Here is a 17,105-nt window from a genome sequence, read left to right as displayed (position 1 = left end):
GATATTTAAAAGCGGTATTGTTGGCGGCGGTAATATATCCATGCTGCTGCCCCAAGGATGATGACTACAGGCACGATATATACATATAGCGGCTGCTCTAAAAGAAAATCATATTTACCTTCTGTAACTTGCAGTTCATCCGCTGTTGTTTCACTGTTTATTTCTTCTGCTTCAGGGTCCTCTGCACTTATGTAGGAATAGGAGGTTGTTACCGTATAACTTCCCATCTCTTCTGCTTTGACGTTGAATGTGAATTCCTTTTCCTGTTGCACTCCCAGGGTTTGCAGGTATATTGTGGGTGTACCACTGATCATCTCAATATCACTGTCCCCGCTTTCATACTCAAGTCCATCGGGAAGCTGGATGTCCACGGAAACAGCTTCAGCATCCCCTTCACCGTTATTTCTTATGAGTAATGTTACTTCAGTACTCTCCCCTCTCGGTATAACAGGTTCCTGAAGGTCTGCCGAAACTTCCACATCTGCCATGGCTGCAGGTTCGCCTTCCACTGTGATTGTAGGAGTGTTGGAACTTGTCTGCGGGAAATCAACTCCCGCATTGTTGGAAAAGGTTGCAGTAGTAGGTTTGAGTGTAAATGTGCCGGGTTCTGTTGACTTGATGCGATAGACAAAGATTTGCTGTGATTCCCCAATGTCCAGGGACATTTCCCCGGATTGGCTTACGAAAGTTTCCTCCAGGATGAATTTCTCGGGGAGGTTGTTGGAAAACCTGAGGTCAGTTGCCTCGTCATCCCCTTTGTTTTCTGCCCTGACAGTAACTGTTACTGAATCACCTGCTTGTATGGTATTAGAACTTACACTCTTGGTAATTTCAATAATGGGTGTACCGGAAAATTCCGCCTTTTCATGACCACCGTCGACAATTCCCTTTGTATTAACAATGTCATCATCGGTAATTGTAATGGCTATTTCGGCACGGGGTAAAGTACCTGTTTTTGTATCGAGAAGTTTCACTTCAACTTCTTCATTATCGATTTCAAAGGTAAAAGTGTCGTTAATATCCAGCCCTTTGTCCATCAATTCAGTGTCCTTCTCATACACATAAAACGATGCATATTCGTTTTCAGGGAACACATCGGCTACATCTATTACATGATTGTTTATCTGGTACCCGTCACCGGCTTGTATATCTCCTTCATAAAGAACACTTTTTGCAGAGGCAGAGCCCGCAAATACCACTGAGGACAAGGCTGCTATCAAGAGCAGGCATACTATCATTTTTTTGAATTCCATGTTCCCCTCGCCACGATTTTTTCATGATTTGTTATCTAAATACTGCCTAAATACACTACTGGAAACCAATATAAAGTTTATGACATAAAAGAGTCTTTCATCTCCATACTCAGATCGGCCCATTGTGCTTTATGGATCAGGGAGCCCATAGAGATTACGTCAATTCCGGTTTTTGCGTATTCTGCAAGGTTTTCGGTGTTTATCCCTCCCGATACTTCTACTATTACCCTATTCCTTAATCCTTCGTGACGTAACTTTTCCACGGTTGATATTATTTCTGAAGGGGACATATTGTCCAGCATAACGATGTCTACTCCCATCTTTGCAGCCAGAATGGCATCGGTTGCGGATTCAACTTCAGCTTCTATTTTTTGGGTAAAACTTGCCATTTCCTTTGCTTTAAGAATTGCATTTTCCAGGCCCATTATATTCCTGTGGTTGTCCTTTATCATAATGGAATCTGAAAGATTGAACCTGTGGGGGTCACCTCCACCCGCGATTACAGCCAGTTTTTCGAACTCCCGGATTCCCGGAGTTGTTTTACGGGTTGCAGCCACAACTGCTTCAGAACACTCATTTACAGCTTCCACGCAATCTCTTGTAAGGGTCGCAATACCGCTCAGGTGTCCCAGGAAATTCAAACTCAATCTTTCAGCACGTAATAAGGATACTGTGTCTGCCTTAAGTTCAAAGATCACATCGTTATTCTGGACTTTTTCCCCGTCTGCAACCTTTCTTGTATATTCGATATCAAAATAATCAAAAATGGCCTCTGCAATCTCCACACCGGCAATTACACAATCCTGCTTTGCAAAAATCACGGCTTCTGCAATTGTATCCGGTACCATCTGGCATGAGATATCATGATAACCCAGATCTTCCTGGATGAAATTCTCTATCTGTCCTCTCAGCATCCTTTTCACCGGATTTACTTTATGTTCGAGGAGTTTTAATATGCTTTGTAATGATAATACTTTTATGCGCTGGCCCTCTAGAACATAAAGGAGTCTCATTAATGCTTAAAATAGGAGTTTTCGGTTGTGGTGCCATTGGTGGCGAGATCTGTAAGGCTATTGATAATGGCCAGATTGAAGCAGAACTCTATGCTATATATGACCGCCATAATGAATCCCTGGACAGGGTGAAAAGTTCACTGGAAAATTTTGACCCGCAGATCATGGAAATTGTTGACATGGTCAGGGAGGTGGACCTGGTGGTAGAATGTGCTTCCCAGCAGGCGGTTTATGAAGTGGTTCCCGCGGCGTTGCATGCAAAATGTGATGTCATGGTAGTAAGTGTCGGAGCTTTTGTTGACACACAACTTCTTGGCATGGCCGAAAACATAGCCCGTGAAAAAAATTGCCGGATTTACGTCCCTTCAGGTGCCATCTGTGGGATAGATGGTTTGATCTCAGCTTCTGCAGCTGCTCTGCATTCAGTCACCCTGACAACCGAAAAACCCCCCGGGGGATTAAGGGGTGCCCCTTATGTCCTTGAAAATAATATCGATATTGATTCCATAACTGGCAGAACTGTTCTTTTTGAAGGCTCTGCGACCGAGGCGGTACAGTCATTCCCTGCAAATGTGAATGTGGCTGCTACTCTAAGTCTTGCAGGGATTGGATTTGATAATACCAGGGTAAGGATAGTGCTCAATCCTGCCCTTACAAGAAATGTCCATGAAATCACAGTAGAAGGTGAGTTTGGAAGGTTTACCTCCAGAGTGGAAAACGTGCCTTCTCCCACAAATCCAAAAACAAGTTATCTGGCTCCTCTTTCCGTAATCTCTACTTTGAAGAAACTGACTCAATCCTTCAACGTGGGGACCTGAAATCGCATAAACTTATATGTTATATAATCTATGTATTCGCCCGGAATTCATTATCCCGGGATTGCAGTGGTAATATGCAGGATAAGCAGGCTATAATAGACAGGATTAATGTCCTGAAAAAAGAAAAAAATGCGGTGATCCTTGCCCACAATTACTGCCGTGGCGATGTACAGGGTATAGCTGATTTTGTAGGTGATTCACTCGGCCTGAGCCGTCAGGCAGTTGAGCAGCCCGCTGATATCATTGTTTTTTGTGGTGTGGATTTCATGGCGCAAAGCGCTGCTATCCTGAGTCCCCACAAGAAAGTCCTCATTCCGGACATGTTTGCCCGCTGCCCGATGGCGGCAATGGCTACTGCAGATGAGGTGAGGAAAGCCAAAGAACAACATCCCGATGCGATGGTTGTGTCCTATGTAAACAGCAGTGCAGAGGTGAAAGCAGAGAGTGATGTATGCTGTACCTCCGCCAATGCGGTGGAAGTTGTCAACTCACTGGATTGCTCGAAAGTACTTTTCATTCCTGACAAAAACCTGGGGGATCATGTGGCCAAAAATACTGATAAAGAAATTATTTTCTGGGATGGCTACTGTCCGACCCATAATCATATGCTTGAATCAGATGTGCATTTATCCAAAATATCCCATGCAGACGCTGAGATTCTGGCCCACCCGGAATGCAGGCGTGAGATACTTGAAAAAGCCGATCACATATTCAGTACTACAGGAATGACAAGACACTGCTCCTCTTCTGGTTCAAAAGAATTCATTATAGCTACGGAAAACGGCCTTCTCCATCGCCTGCGCAAGGAAAATCCGGATAAGCACTTTTACCCCTGCTCCGAATATGCTATATGTCCGGATATGAAAACCATCGACCCTGCATCTGTTCTGGCTTGTCTGGAAAATGAAGAATATGAGGTCAGAGTAGAGGAAAAGGTCACAGCGCAGGCCAAAAAAGCACTTGATCGCATGCTAGAAGCAGGAAGAGCATAAAGGCGGGCCGGTTTAATGCACGCTTATCTTCAATTAATGCGTATTGCCAATTGTGTAATGGCAGCCTTTGCCGCAGTTATCGGCGTGCTGATCGCTTTTAGAATCATTTTTGAACAATCCTTTCAGGCCCTTCCATTTTTTGAGGCAGGGGGTGTGGGAATTGTAGTAATGCTCGTAACAGGGGCCGGCAATACCATTAATGATTATTTCGATGTGGCTATTGATACTATAAACAGGCCTGACAGGCCAATTCCCTCTGGAAGGGTAAGTAAGAAACAGGCTCTTTTTTTTGCTGCATTCCTTTTCATTGTCGGAATAACCATTGCCTGGTTCATTAATCTGGTCTGTGCTTTAATAGCGCTTTTAAATTCTTTCTTGCTTGTCCTGTATGCCCGCAATCTTAAAACTACTCCCTTTTTTGGCAATGCTGCGGTGGGTTACCTGACAGGTTCCACTTTTCTTTTCGGTGCCGCTGTATTTGGGATAGAAGGATTGTATGCCCTGTCGGTATTATTCCTGCTTGCAACCCTGGCTACAATTGCACGTGAAATTGTGAAGGATATCGAGGATATGGAGGGAGACCTAAAAGCAGGAGCAACCACTCTCCCCATTCTCATTGGGAAAAAACAGGCAGGACTTGTAGCTTCGGTTCTTGCCCTGATAGGGATTGCTGCCAGTCCTTACCCTTACCTGAATTCCATGCTGGGTGAATATTACCTTCCTCTGGTGGGTATTGCTGACCTTCTTTTTATAGCGGCTGTCTACTCAGTGCTGAAAAATGACCCGGTCCTTTCCTCCAAACGCTTCAAACTGGCTATGTTCATGGCATTGTTTGCCTTTGTGGCAGGTGCTTAACGGGATTTATGTCTGAGATATTCCTGCAACATCCGGGGAAATGTTTCGGCGGGAACAAACCTCACTCCCAATTGTTCGGCCCATTTCTGAATCCCGTAATCCTTGGCAACTACGGCTGCATCAAGTTCTTTTGCCAGCAGTAGCACATCGATATCCGGTGCACTGTCCAGTATTCCGTAACGCAGGGCTGAGCGGTATTTGTTGCGGAATTTGTTCACAACGGAACCCACTACTTCGCGATCGATATCCCTCTCCACTATTTGTTTGGTTTCTGCCTGTGAATTCTGGATAAGACATTCGCGGGAAGCCTCACGTATTGCTTCCTCTGCCACATTCATGCCTTTGTTGATCCTCTCCCTCATGTAGGATACGTATTCGTGGAAGATTCGGGAGGGTATCTGTACCTCATACCTGTCAGGGGTTTTCTTGACAAGCCAGGTATCGATCTTTGCCACTACTTCAGGGTCACAATTATTGTTATTGGCAAATTCCTGAAGTTCATTATAAACGGAAGGAAAGGGGACATAGCAGCTGATCTGCAGATGCAGCCGGGCATCGGCTATCAGGTCCAGAATTTCTTTCATACCTGCGCAGATGGTATCCTGTCCCAGTGACTGGCGGGCCTGAATATCGGTAAGCCCGGTGGTATCCATTATAAACCTCTGTCTCAACATGTTACCTCCCCGTTATAAAAAGTACAGAATAAAATTGGTTTACAATTTAAAGTAGTTTTGTACTGTTTGACTTTTAGTTTTCGGTTTCCGTATCTTTATGTTCACAACCGGCTTTTGCATTTTTGAGTTTTTCAATCGCAGTCCTGAAGTGTTGATTGTTGATGCGAATTGAGTAAGCTATCGTTTTCACATCCTCCCGCTTCATAGCAGGCCGGACATTTTCCCTGATTGAAAACATTGAAGCTTCCCTGCAAATAGCCTCAATATCAGCCCCGCAATAACCATCCGTAAGTCCTGCAAGCTCATGTATATTCACATCTTCTGACAGGGGTTTGCCCTTCAGGTGAATATCAAAAATTGCTTCCCTTCCGGCTGAATCAGGCAAGTCTACATGTATTAGTCTGTCAAAACGCCCCGGCCTGAGCAGTGCCGGGTCCACCATTTCAGGGCGGTTGGTGGCGGCAATTATGACAATATCCTTTAATTCCTCTATGCCATCAATCTCGGTCAGAATCTGGCTAATTACCCTCTCACCCCCTTCCCCGCTAAAGTTACCCAGTCTTTTGGGTGCAATCGAATCGATTTCATCGAAAAAAACGATTGAAGGAGATGCCTGCCGTGCTTTGCGGAAAGTTTCTCGGACCGCTTTTTCGGAATCCCCTACATATCTGCTTAGTAATTCCGGTCCCTTTATGCTTATGAAATTGGCATTACTTTCCTTGGCTGCTGCCCGGGCTAGCAGGGTCTTTCCTGTGCCGGATGGCCCGTAAAGCATAATTCCCCTGGGAGGGCGGGTGGCAGTTATTTCGAACAGTTCCGGATATTTAAGGGGCCATTCCACAGCTTCTATGAGATCCTGTTTGACTTTTTCCATACCCCCGATATCATCCCAGAGGGTATCTGCCATTTCAAGGAAAACTTCCCTCATGGCGGAGGGCTCAACATTTTTGCGTGCTTCTTCAAAGTCAATCGCATTGACTGTGAGTTCATCCATAATTTCCGGAGGGATTTCATCTTCAATTTTCAGCCGGGGCATGAGTCTGCGCAGTGCATGCATGGCAGCTTCTTTGCAGAGTGAGGAAAGATCAGCTCCGACGAAACCGTATGTAGTATCTGCTATCCTTTCCAGGTTTACACTGTTAGAAAGGGGCATACCTCTTGTATGCACATAAAGTACCTGCAGCCGCCCTTCCCTATCCGGAATCCCAATTTCAATTTCCCGGTCAAAGCGTCCTCCCCTTCGCAGGGCCTGGTCAATGGAGTTGGGTCGGTTGGTCGCAGCTATTACTATAACTTTTCCGCGTGATTTCAGGCCGTCCATGAGGGAAAGCAACTGGGCAACCACACGTCTTTCCACTTCACCCCGGACCTCATCTCTTTTGGGAGCTATGGAATCGATTTCATCAATAAAAATAATGGAAGGGGCTTCCTTTTCAGCCTCATCGAAAATTTCCCTGAGCTTTTGTTCGCTTTCACCGTAGTATTTTGAAACGATCTCGGGGCCACTTATGGAAAGGAAATTGGCTTCGGTTTCACTTGCGACAGCCTTTGCAATCATGGTTTTCCCGGTACCGGGAGGTCCATAAAGCATCATGCCTGCCGGGGGGTCGATCCCGAGTTTCTGGAATAGTTCAGGATGACGCAGGGGTAGTTCGATCATCTCCCGCATCAGGCCGATCTCCCGTTTCAGTCCCCCTATATCCTCATAGGAAACCTGTTCATCTCCTGCTAACTGTTCTGCAGGTTTTTCCTTCAGCATCAGTCTGGTATTGCGGGTAACAATCACAGGGCCTGTCGGCTGGGTAGCTGTTACCACAAACGCCATCGGTGTGTTGACGGTTTCCACACGTATCTTTTGTCCACGATCCAGTGGTCTGCCTTCCAGGATACGGTGAATATAACGTGAGTAATTTTTGGAATGTATGGTCTGGTTTGTAGCAAGAGTGATCTTTTGGGCGTCTTTTGCTTCAACCTTTTTGGTAGTTACTTTATCATCGATACCTATACCTGCATTATTACGCAGGTTACCATCAATTCTGATGATGGCTTTTCCTGCATCATCGAGGTAGCCGGGCCATACAACGGCATAGGTTTTACGCTTACCCTGAATAGATATTATATCTCCACTGATTGCTCCAACCTTTTCCATCAGGTCCTTGTTAAGTCTGGCAATACCTCTTCCCGCATCACGGTGGTATGCCTCTGCCACACATACTTCGATTTTATTGATGGTTGGATTGGAGGAGACCATACTTGGTCCAAAAATATTAGCTAAGGCGGGCACGAAGCTGTTCTACAAGTTCCTGCTTGATGGATGTACTACGATCCCCGCCACAGACAATACCCCTGACACCCAGGATATCCGGCTTGATGTTCTTTATTGCTTCTATATCATCGAATTTGATGCTGCCTGCCAGAGCCGTTTCCAGACCATTTGCATGTGCTTTTTCAACGAAATCCTTAAGCTGTGCTTCATTGAGGAACTCGAAGGTGGAACGTCCGTCCTTTACCCCCGTATCAACCATGACCAGGTCAACTCCTGCCTTTGCACCAATTGCCGGTAAGAGAGCCGGATCGATGGAATTGATTCTCGCATAATCGGAATATGCACATGCGACAACTTTCGGAACATTGTCCATTGTCCTGACAGCTTCGGTGATTCCTGCAAGCATCTCATAGGCCTGTTCCTCGGTCTGGATATCATACAGGCCAATTTTTACATAATCCGCACCTGCAGCTGCTGCACCATAGGCAGCAAGGGCAGCGGTGCCGGGTTTGTAGTTAAAATCCCCTAGAGCCGCACTGATGGGTTTTTGCTTCCCTACAGTATCCTTTACTCCTTTGATCACTCCCGGGAAATTGGCACCAAGAGAGCCTTCCTTTGGATTTTTGACATCGATAATATCTGCACCGCCTTTTAGGGCGGAGATTGCTTCTTCGTTATTAATAGGACTAACCAGCAGTTTCATGTAATGGCCTCTTTTTTATAGGATGGAATAAAGTGTCATATTAAATATGTTTCGAATTGTCTTTGTATTGGATATATATAATGGTATTGCAGTCCATGCCCGGGGAGGTGACCGGAAAAACTATCAGGCGGTTCATCTGTCCAGTCAGGTATGTGATATTTCCCGTCCCTGTGGTATAATAGAAGCTCTCAATCCGCGGGAAGTCTATATTGCCGACCTCAATATCCTGCAGGGGGAAGGAGAAAACAAAGAAAATATTGATGAATTAAAATTCCTTTCATCCACATCTAATGTCATGTTGGACGCTGGTGTAGACAGGCAGGAGGATGCGGATAAATGGCTGCGAATTGCCGATACTCTGGTGCTGGGTACTGAAACGGCTTCAATGGATGTGATCAGGAATCTGGCAGTCAGGTATCCGGGCCGCATAAGTGTGAGCATTGATCGCAAAAATGGTCAATTACTGTCTAAATCATCGGATGTCCCTGAAAATCCTGATCGGGCAATAGAAATACTCAATGAGTTACCCTTAAAAGACATAATTTATCTTGATCTGGACCGTGTAGGCACCTCTTCAGGGATGGACATTGATATGCTTTCCCATCTTGCTAAAATATCCCGCCATCCCCTTCTGCTGGGGGGTGGTGTGCGGGATATGGCAGATATTGCAGAACTTGAAAACGCCGGGATTTCAGGTGCACTTGTCGCAACGGCAGTGCACAAACAAGTTATACCAGTAAAACAACTACGATAAAAAAATCAGGTGATAACTATGGATGAAGATACATTTGAGGATGTTGAAGCAGCGTATCATGAAATAAAAATGGGTGGGGGATGGTATCTTACCATCTCACTTGAAACCAGTGAAAAGTATGAAAAAGAATATGTGGAAATTGCAAAGGAAAGAGGGGGCCAGAAACGGGGTCGTTTTAATCTCAATCCCAAATATGCAAGACAGCTGGGAGAGGCCCTTATCGAATTTGCCGACTCCAATGAGCTTTGATCATTCAAGTTCTTGGATGGCTTTATCTACTTCCTTTTTCACTTTTTCCAGACTCTGTGATGCGTCGATGATTACAAATCGCTGAGGATTTTCTTCTGCAAGTTGCAGGAATACATTGCGAACCCCCAAAAGGAAATCCACCTTTTCAAACTTGGTCTGTGCGTCACGACTGTTACATCTTGAAACGGCAATTTTGGGGTCGATATCAAGCAGTAAAGTAAGGTCCGGCACAACTGTCCAACCCTTATGCAACTGCTTGATCCACTCCACCGGCTCATCGAACCTTTCCTTAAGGGTGGATGACTGATAGGCAATTCTGCTGTCTGAGTACCTGTCTGAAATTATCACTCTGCCAGCTTCAATTGCAGGTTTGATCGTATTTCGGATGTGTTCTGCATGATCGGCTGTGAACAATAAGAGCTCTGCAAGGGGATCAACGTCCGACTGGATTGCCCGCATTACAGCCTGGCCGATCCAGTCTTTTGTAGGTTCCCGTGTAAAAATAATATCCGAATAAACGGGATTTTGTTTCAGGTATTCCATTATGGTGGTCTTGCCCGACCCGTCGATCCCTTCAATTGTGACAAGTTTTCCTTTCATTTACATCTCTCAGGTACGGACGGTATCTTCACTGCCACATTGGGGGCATTTTATAGGCATGAAGTTGGGGTCTGCCTGAAATACGAAGCTGCATGTATTGCATACAAAATATACCTTTGATTGATCTATATCATCCATATTTTCACCTGCGTAATATTTATGGTAAATAATATAACTACTTATTCTCCATTTCCAGTGTATGACGATTATAGGAGTAATTACAAGGGGTAAGTACGGCAACAGATTGATAGAAACGCTTCATCAATATTCGGATTTCACAGTCAAAACTGCCTCCCTGCCTGCCAGGCTACCCCATTTCCTGGATGAGCCGGAAGAATTTGTAAAAAGACTGGATATCAATCCGGATGTATTCAATGCAGATACCATAATAACTTACTCTTTGCATCCCGATATTACACCGGTGATTGCCCGCATGGCAGGACAAGCCGGTGTGTCCTCATTGATCGTACCCGGAGGCTCTTCCCGGGCCCCGCTTGTCGAACTGGATAGAATATCTTCGGAATATGGTATCCATATCGAGGTGGATGAGATATGCTGTACCCTTCCGGAGAAGGAAGAAACAGCACCATATTCCAGCGTATTCGGTCTTCCGGAATTCGAAGTCTCCACTAAAAACGGCTATATATCGGATGTCCGGGTCCTGAAAGGTGCACCCTGCGGCAGCACATGGAAAATGGCGGAAAAACTAATCGGTACAACAGTTGAGGATGCCCCGGCAAAGGCAGGTTTGTTAATCCAGCAATACCCTTGCAGGGCCGTCAGAGGGCAGCTGGGAGGAATTCATGATTCGGCGGAGTTACATAAAAAAGCAATGGAGAAGGCTCTAAAAACCCTCTCCGAAAAATGAAATTACTGGCTCTGCAACTTGATCCTGTCCTTGAGGATACATTTTCCACCTGTATGGCCACCCAGGGGATTATGGGGAGTTCCCAGTGAGTTCATACATCGTGCCATAACTGCTGCACCCCTTGCAAGCCCATCATCGACAAATACGACTTTTTCTTCGATTTTATCTCCCAACCCCAGTGTTTCCAGTTTTTCAAGCACAAGTTTGGGTTTATCTCCTGATATGCCGGCCCTTCCGGTGACTCCAATGGAAGTTTCAGGAAATACAACTCCTTCTTTCTGTGCCACTTCCACAAGGCGGTAGATTACACCTGCCATCACTTCATCGATTACTGCGAACAGGACCTTGAGTCCCTCTTCTTTGTAAATCTGTGCACCCAGTTCTGTTAATTCATCCATTTTTGAACCATTGGTACCCACATCACATCCGATAAGCACGACTCCGATTTCAGCTGCAGCGGCAGGATTAACAGGGACACTTCCATAACGGGTGACATTTTCAGGTACCTTTTCGATAGATATTTTTTCTATTAAGCGGTTTGCATATTCCTTTATTTTCTTCCCCTTCAGGAACATGGTAATCATTCCCGGAGGCTTTTCATCAAAGACATCCAGAGCGGTTCCCAGTTCCAAGTCCACAAGCTGGGTTCCACGGATTATAGCATCGGGAATAGCTCCTGCATAGCCACAGAAGTTGCCAATGGTCTTTGCATAGGGCTCCTCCGGGCTGATGACACGCCCGTCAAGTGTAGTTCCAAAATCCATCGATAAACAGGGATTACGGAAATCCACATCCACCCATTTCGCTCCTTCTTTAATACCGGCGGTCGCAAGTTCTCCCTCCATTTCATTGGCCACGATTTCCACACCTGTGGCCCCGGTGGGAGGAAGGACACTGGCAACTGCACCATCAAAAATAACTTTATTGAGTTTGCTGAACTTCTGGAACCTGGGGTTTATGTTATCCTGAGACATCGGAGGTGTCATATTCTTAGGAGGTACGCCCGCCATAAGGCAACCGTCTGCAAGAGCTTTGATAAATTCTCCCACTTCTTCCGGTGCATCGAATCCGGCCACCACTCCGGTGGACCGGACAACGAAATGAACATCCTTTTTTATGTCGAGGTTGGCTTTTTTGACAGCTTCCAGGAGAGTGTTCTTGACAAGTTCTGCCACAGATTCACGGCTTAATTCCACTCCTGTAAGTGTCTTGCCGAATACTTCTTCTCCAGGTTTTGGTTGTCTTACATCCCTTGTCATCCTTACGGTTTTCACCACATGGTATGTTGTACCCTTTTCAAGGTCTGTGGCCGTCAGGATGCATTTGGTGGTCGTATTGCCCACTTCTACAGAAGCCACTATGAAGTAGGAATTGGATTTTGATTTCAGGTCTATCAGTCTTACGGAAGGAGTTTCGGCCATCCTGGGTTTGTGTGACATAAAATCTGTCCCTCAGAGGTATGATTTAATTTTTTCCTGTATGCTTGCCTGTGGCAATGCACCTACCATTCGGTCTGCAAGTTGTCCATTTTTGAACACAAGAAGGGTTGGAATTGCAGTGATCTGGAATTTTCTCGCAGTAACCTGATTCTGGTCCGTATCGAGTTTGCCAAAAACAACGTTTCCCTGCATCTGCCCGGCAAGGGAGTCTATTATCGGTCCGACTTTTTTGCAGGGACCACACCATTCTGCCCAGCAGTCCACTACAACAAGCGGATAGCGGCTTACAAAGTCTTCAAAATCGGCATCTGATACAATCATGGCTTCTGCAGGCCAGTTGGTCTTTTCGAGATCTGTCTTTATCTCTTCCATTCTTCTCTTCCTTATTTCTTCGAGTTCGTCCATGCTTCCCCTCGCATTATTTAGATATTTCATAAGCTATATCTGTGATTCTGATTAATTACTAATTAGCGATTGTACTGCATACATTTAAAGGTTTGTATGGTTATTCACAAATAGTGCACAACCAACAATTCCCTATCCTGGAGGGGTTTATATTACAAAAGCAGATAGTGAAAAATCAAGCAACCGAACAATATTCGATCAGAAATGTGTAACCTGTGGCACGTGGATGGATAGGATAGAGAATAAAAATAAAAATGCTACCACAACAGTAACGTATTCCTGTCCAGAATGTGGCCTGTCCTATACCGTGGATGAATGATTTGATGTGGGAAATTAACCAACTGCTCAAAATTGACCCGTATGATTTTGAAAGGCTCGTAGCTCACCTTTTTGAAAAAATGGGCTATAATACCCGCTCGACACAACAAAGCAGGGACGGTGGTGTAGATATCGAAATATCTATTGATAATTTTGGTCTTTCCCATCGATGGCTTGTCCAGGCCAAACGTTATTCAGGGCCTGTGGGGGTCAAGGAAGTGCGTGAATATGGCAGTTTGTCCTACAGGGAAAATGTGGATGGAGTAATTATTGTTACTACTTCCAGTTTTACTGGTGAAGGAAGGAAAGAAGGGGCAAAACACAATCTCAAGCTGATAGAAGGTCCACTGCTTACTGAGATGCTTAATCATTATTGTCCTGATGAAGGAGAGAGTTTCCACCGGAAAGGACGGGGGGTTGATGTGCTTGAAACCGGAGAGGAAGTGTTTGGAAGACATAGTGCAACAATTGAAGGGAACAAAATCTGGCTGGTACTCACAAAGAAACATATCTATTTTGAAAAAATAACTACTGCCCTTTTCTCAAAGAAAAAAGAACTTATCAGGAGAATAGATGCAAGTTCGATTATAGGTTTGAAACAGGATACAAATTCACTTTATATAGTAATAGATGAGAAAAATCCTGAGGTACTGGCCCTTTCGATCAGGGAACCGAAAAGTTTTGCAGAGAATCTTGAATTGTTTCGTCCTTCTTTTCTGCGGGGCGAAACCCTCCTGAAATTTGGATAGGAAAAAAAAGGTTGTCTGGTGCTTACCAACCGCAGATTTCTCATGATGGATAAAGGCAATATCGAAACTATCAGATTGAAGGATATTGCAGGGGCAGAGATTGAGAAACAGGGAATTTTACACAAGGATAAACTTGCAATCCTTGAATCAAAGGAAAGTATTACCAGGCACATATATGATGTGGAAAACGCCTCTGAATGGAGGGAGGCAATCCTGAAAGGCCTGGGAAAGGAATGAATGTTATTTAAGCTGTTGCAAATAGCGCTGGTTCTTGAGTACCCGGGTAATTAATGTGGCCACAAAAGCAATAGCAAGACCAAGCAATATAACAAGTACAAAATTTCCTTCTTCGGCATACTGGAGAAGGAACTTAAAGAGCAGAGCAGTCAGGGCAATCCCCGCTACTATGATATAGCCCACATTGATGTTATAGAGTTTTTCTAACAGACTCATAGTCACCCCTTGGAATCCCTTTGCAATAAATACTTTCCCTAATCTCCACACATTGACATATTGTGTCAATATGCATGAATTTTTATTTACTGGTTTTCATCCCAGATCTCTATGAGGGCCCAGGTCACAACCTGTGCATGGCAGGCACATTGTCCTGAACAGTCTTGTATCAAGCCCGGCTTGATCCAGTTCTTCTCTCAGGAAACGGGTGAGTTTGAGGAGACGTTCCTTTGAAGGCCTCTCTATATTAACCTCTCCCTTTCTGAGGGGATGGCTTGCTGCGGGTCTCAGGATAGGAACTACACCTCTGCGTACAAGTTCCCGTATTCCTTGCATTACAGTTTCATCATCTTCTCCCAAACCAATTATGAAATTGGAACAAACCCTGTTCTTGCCAAACATCCGGACAGCTTCGGAAAGGCAATCCAGTATAAAATCAAGGTCCTGGTCGCCACAGAGTTCGCTGTAAAGCTGGCGGTCCATGGTCTCTACATTATATTTTATCTCATCTGCGCCGGCCTTTCTTAGCAGTTTGTTGGAATTGATTGTGGGATATACTGAAACCCCGATGGGTACATGGTATCTTTTGCATTTCCTGACAACCTCAACTGCCCTTTCAACTTCCTTTTCAACTGTCTCATCAACCCCGGCAGTTATGGATATGGCTTTCATCTTCCCTGTATCATGTGCTTTTTCTATCATATCCAGCACTTCTTCCACTGATTTGACCCTGCCATTGAGTTTAGGGACCGGGCAGAATTTACAGTCAAATATACAGGTCTCTGTCATATTGATATACGCCTGCTCGGGACAGTGAAGCAATTCTTCTTCAATTTGTCCGCAGGCAAGGAGTTTCTCACCTTTGTAGATACAGATATTTCCATTCTTTTCAATCGCTTTTAAAGGGGATTTTGCATCTGCTCCAAGTTTTACCCGGATTCCTCCGGAACTAAAAAAGAAACCTACTTTACCGGCACCAGGTCCTGCACTTGAAACAATGGTTTTTCCGAGTAGGTTTTCATCGATTGCCACTCTTCCTGTTGCCAGTAATTCGGCTTTGGTCTGGGCATCCATGTACTCATGGTGGGTAGTAAGATTAATTATAGTTTTCTGCCATCAATTTATAATAGTGCAAATAAATCCTATTGTAGACAGTTTTTGTGGTGGATATAATGAAGCAGGATCCTATTTGTAAAAAAGAGGTCGAGGAAGACACTTCTTTCCAGAAGGAGTATGACGGTGAAACCTATTATTTTTGCTCCAGTGAATGTCTGAAAACATTTACTGAGATGAAAAAAAGTGTTATACGTCTCAAACGCAGTCTTGACGAGAAAAAACGTGTTTCTTTTGGCAAACTTAACAAAGATGTTATCAAGCCGGGTATCTGTACCCTTTGCGGAGCATGTGCTGCATCCTGTGAATCCATAACAATAGAGGATAAACGTCCCAGGATTGTGGGCCCATGTACATCATGTGGTGTGTGTTACAACCAGTGCCCTCGCACGATTACTACAGAAGAGGAACTTGTGGGTAAACTCAGGTTTGCATACAGTGCCAAAAGCCTGCTTGACCGGCATGAGGGGCAGGATGGGGGTGCTGTTACGGCGTTGCTGGCTTATGGATTGGAGGAAGGTCTGATTGATTGTGCGGTAGTAACCACTCATTCAAAGGATCAACCCTGGAAACCGGTTGCAATTATTGCTGAGGACCGCGCACAAGTGCTTGAGTCCTCTGGTAGCATGTATTCCCACAGCATGACAATGGAACAGTTGATGCAGGCTATTCAGCAGGGTATGCGAAGTATTGCTTTTGTTGGTCCAAGTTGCAATATAGACGCAGTCCACAAGATGCAGCGCAGTCCCTATGGTTTTTTGCATCTGTTCATGAGAGTCAATGTGTTGCGTCTGGGACTATTCTGTATGGACACATTTTCTTATGAAGGCATCAAGGATTTTGTTGAAACCCATGGCATGAGACTTGCGGATATTGAGGCAATGAAGATCCGTAAGGGTAAGTTCGAGTTTGAGCAGGCAGGTCAGATAAGCAGATTCTCTCTGTCCGAATTTGATGAATACAGGTCTTCATCATGCAAGTTCTGTACCGACATGGCGGCAGAAAATTCCGATATAAGTTTCGGGGGGGTGGGTACTCCGGATGGTTACACCACGGTTTTTGCCCGGTCCAGTATTGGTTATGAGATCTTCAATGAAGCTGTGGAAAATGGTTTTCTGGAGGCCCGGCCCCTGGCGGATTATGAGATGGACAGGGTGCTCAATCTTGCCAGGATGAAAAAGGTACAGATGTATGGTGTAAACCGCAGGAGTAAAAAGTCCTGATAAGAACATATTAATAGCATTACCTTTTGTGTAACACATACGCTATATAACGCTTACAGAGGCTTCATATTATGATTACAAAGGAACAGGTAGAACACATCGGCTGGCTTGCACGGGTCAACATCGATGAGGAGGATGCTTTTGAATTTGCATCGGAACTAAGCACTGTGCTGGATTATTTTGGACAGCTGGATGAGGTGGATACATCGGATGTCAAACCTACATACCACGTTGCAGATGTCATGAATGTATTCAGGGAAGATAAGCCAACAGGTTCCCTGGAGCAGGATGATATTCTTGCAAATGCTGAAGAGATACAGGAAGGCTACATTAAAACTCCAAAGATCATCTGAGGGCCGA

At 44.9% G+C, this 17,105-nt stretch carries 21 protein-coding genes; 10 read left to right on the top strand and 11 right to left on the bottom strand.

Annotation, left to right across the window (positions count from 1 at the left end):
• Positions 1-5: 5 nt before the first annotated feature.
• Positions 6-1,253, bottom strand: a complete 1,248-nt coding sequence (locus BKM01_RS10245; protein WP_072361792.1) for a COG1361 S-layer family protein — start codon at positions 1,251-1,253, stop codon at positions 6-8.
• A gap of 77 nt (positions 1,254-1,330) precedes the next feature.
• Positions 1,331-2,167, bottom strand: coding sequence for a carboxylating nicotinate-nucleotide diphosphorylase (gene nadC, locus BKM01_RS10240; protein ID WP_072361789.1), 837 nt, complete (start codon positions 2,165-2,167; stop codon positions 1,331-1,333).
• A 101-nt stretch (positions 2,168-2,268) separates the two neighbouring features.
• On the opposite strand from nadC, the gene BKM01_RS10235 reads away from it, so the two are divergent.
• The 3 genes from BKM01_RS10235 to BKM01_RS10225 all read left to right on the top strand — a co-directional run bounded on the left by BKM01_RS10235 (position 2,269) and on the right by BKM01_RS10225 (position 4,931).
• A complete protein-coding gene (locus BKM01_RS10235) occupies positions 2,269-3,084 on the top strand; it encodes an aspartate dehydrogenase (protein ID WP_072361786.1) in 816 nt (271 codons plus the stop codon).
• A gap of 74 nt (positions 3,085-3,158) precedes the next feature.
• Positions 3,159-4,076 carry a quinolinate synthase NadA gene (gene nadA, locus BKM01_RS10230; protein WP_072361783.1) on the top strand — a complete coding sequence of 306 codons (918 nt, stop codon included), beginning with the start codon at positions 3,159-3,161 and terminating at the stop codon, positions 4,074-4,076.
• A 15-nt stretch (positions 4,077-4,091) separates the two neighbouring features.
• A complete protein-coding gene (locus BKM01_RS10225) occupies positions 4,092-4,931 on the top strand; it encodes a geranylgeranylglycerol-phosphate geranylgeranyltransferase (protein WP_072361780.1) in 840 nt (279 codons plus the stop codon).
• Here the strand turns inward: BKM01_RS10225 and BKM01_RS10220 are convergent.
• The 3 genes from BKM01_RS10220 to BKM01_RS10210 all read right to left on the bottom strand — a co-directional run bounded on the left by BKM01_RS10220 (position 4,928) and on the right by BKM01_RS10210 (position 8,574).
• Complete coding sequence (locus tag BKM01_RS10220) at positions 4,928-5,605, bottom strand: RNA ligase partner protein (protein ID WP_072361777.1); 678 nt, start codon at positions 5,603-5,605, stop codon at positions 4,928-4,930. The two genes, BKM01_RS10225 and BKM01_RS10220, sit on opposite strands and share 4 nt — an antisense overlap.
• 73 nt (positions 5,606-5,678) lie before the next feature.
• Positions 5,679-7,856 carry a CDC48 family AAA ATPase gene (locus tag BKM01_RS10215; RefSeq protein ID WP_099816323.1) on the bottom strand — a complete coding sequence of 726 codons (2,178 nt, stop codon included), beginning with the start codon at positions 7,854-7,856 and terminating at the stop codon, positions 5,679-5,681.
• Between the two features lie 16 nt (positions 7,857-7,872).
• Positions 7,873-8,574: a (5-formylfuran-3-yl)methyl phosphate synthase gene (locus BKM01_RS10210; RefSeq protein WP_072361774.1), complete on the bottom strand. Its 702-nt coding sequence runs from the start codon at positions 8,572-8,574 to the stop codon at positions 7,873-7,875.
• A gap of 46 nt (positions 8,575-8,620) precedes the next feature.
• On the opposite strand from BKM01_RS10210, the gene BKM01_RS10205 reads away from it, so the two are divergent.
• A complete protein-coding gene (locus BKM01_RS10205; RefSeq protein ID WP_072361771.1) occupies positions 8,621-9,328 on the top strand; it encodes a HisA/HisF-related TIM barrel protein in 708 nt (235 codons plus the stop codon).
• An 18-nt stretch (positions 9,329-9,346) separates the two neighbouring features.
• Positions 9,347-9,577 (top strand): hypothetical protein, encoded by a 231-nt coding sequence (locus tag BKM01_RS10200; RefSeq protein WP_072361768.1) that lies wholly within the window; start codon positions 9,347-9,349, stop codon positions 9,575-9,577.
• Here the strand turns inward: BKM01_RS10200 and tmk are convergent, their stop codons facing one another.
• Both tmk and BKM01_RS11190 read right to left on the bottom strand, forming a co-directional pair.
• Complete coding sequence (gene tmk, locus BKM01_RS10195) at positions 9,578-10,177, bottom strand: dTMP kinase (RefSeq protein WP_072361765.1); 600 nt, start codon at positions 10,175-10,177, stop codon at positions 9,578-9,580. It lies immediately after the preceding gene.
• Between the two features lie 9 nt (positions 10,178-10,186).
• Positions 10,187-10,315: a hypothetical protein gene (locus tag BKM01_RS11190; protein WP_257790280.1), complete on the bottom strand. Its 129-nt coding sequence runs from the start codon at positions 10,313-10,315 to the stop codon at positions 10,187-10,189.
• 61 nt (positions 10,316-10,376) lie between these two features.
• Here BKM01_RS11190 and BKM01_RS10190 point away from each other — a divergent pair, with 61 nt between their 5' ends.
• Complete coding sequence (locus BKM01_RS10190; RefSeq protein WP_072361762.1) at positions 10,377-11,045, top strand: DUF166 domain-containing protein; 669 nt, start codon at positions 10,377-10,379, stop codon at positions 11,043-11,045.
• Positions 11,046-11,047: 2 nt separating this feature from the next.
• Here the strand turns inward: BKM01_RS10190 and BKM01_RS10185 are convergent, their stop codons facing one another.
• Together BKM01_RS10185 and trxA are read right to left on the bottom strand one after the other, a co-directional pair.
• Positions 11,048-12,484 (bottom strand): methanogenesis marker 14 protein, encoded by a 1,437-nt coding sequence (locus BKM01_RS10185; protein ID WP_072361758.1) that lies wholly within the window; start codon positions 12,482-12,484, stop codon positions 11,048-11,050.
• Between the two features lie 12 nt (positions 12,485-12,496).
• Positions 12,497-12,889: a thioredoxin gene (gene trxA / locus BKM01_RS10180; RefSeq protein WP_072361755.1), complete on the bottom strand. Its 393-nt coding sequence runs from the start codon at positions 12,887-12,889 to the stop codon at positions 12,497-12,499.
• A gap of 323 nt (positions 12,890-13,212) precedes the next feature.
• Between trxA and BKM01_RS10175 the strand changes: the two genes are divergently transcribed.
• The gene (locus tag BKM01_RS10175; protein WP_157769642.1) at positions 13,213-13,956 is read left to right on the top strand and encodes a restriction endonuclease; all 744 of its coding nucleotides are present in this window, start codon (positions 13,213-13,215) and stop codon (positions 13,954-13,956) included.
• Positions 13,957-13,998: 42 nt separating this feature from the next.
• Positions 13,999-14,193 (top strand): hypothetical protein, encoded by a 195-nt coding sequence (locus BKM01_RS10170; protein WP_072361750.1) that lies wholly within the window; start codon positions 13,999-14,001, stop codon positions 14,191-14,193.
• Positions 14,194-14,196: 3 nt separating this feature from the next.
• Here the strand turns inward: BKM01_RS10170 and BKM01_RS10165 are convergent, their stop codons facing one another.
• A complete protein-coding gene (locus BKM01_RS10165; protein WP_072361747.1) occupies positions 14,197-14,409 on the bottom strand; it encodes a hypothetical protein in 213 nt (70 codons plus the stop codon).
• A gap of 96 nt (positions 14,410-14,505) precedes the next feature.
• On the bottom strand, positions 14,506-15,483 hold the full coding sequence (locus BKM01_RS10160; RefSeq protein ID WP_072361744.1) for a radical SAM protein: 978 nt from the start codon (positions 15,481-15,483) through the stop codon (positions 14,506-14,508).
• Between the two features lie 98 nt (positions 15,484-15,581).
• Between BKM01_RS10160 and BKM01_RS10155 the strand changes: the two genes are divergently transcribed.
• Both BKM01_RS10155 and gatC read left to right on the top strand, forming a co-directional pair.
• Positions 15,582-16,745 carry a Coenzyme F420 hydrogenase/dehydrogenase, beta subunit C-terminal domain gene (locus BKM01_RS10155; RefSeq protein ID WP_072361741.1) on the top strand — a complete coding sequence of 388 codons (1,164 nt, stop codon included), beginning with the start codon at positions 15,582-15,584 and terminating at the stop codon, positions 16,743-16,745.
• A gap of 71 nt (positions 16,746-16,816) precedes the next feature.
• Positions 16,817-17,098 (top strand): Asp-tRNA(Asn)/Glu-tRNA(Gln) amidotransferase subunit GatC, encoded by a 282-nt coding sequence (gene gatC / locus BKM01_RS10150; protein ID WP_072361738.1) that lies wholly within the window; start codon positions 16,817-16,819, stop codon positions 17,096-17,098.
• Positions 17,099-17,105 lie beyond the last annotated feature (7 nt).

Source organism: Methanohalophilus portucalensis, from assembly GCF_002761295.1.
GTDB lineage: Archaea > Halobacteriota > Methanosarcinia > Methanosarcinales > Methanosarcinaceae > Methanohalophilus > Methanohalophilus portucalensis.
This window is presented reverse-complemented; position numbering and strand designations above follow the sequence as displayed.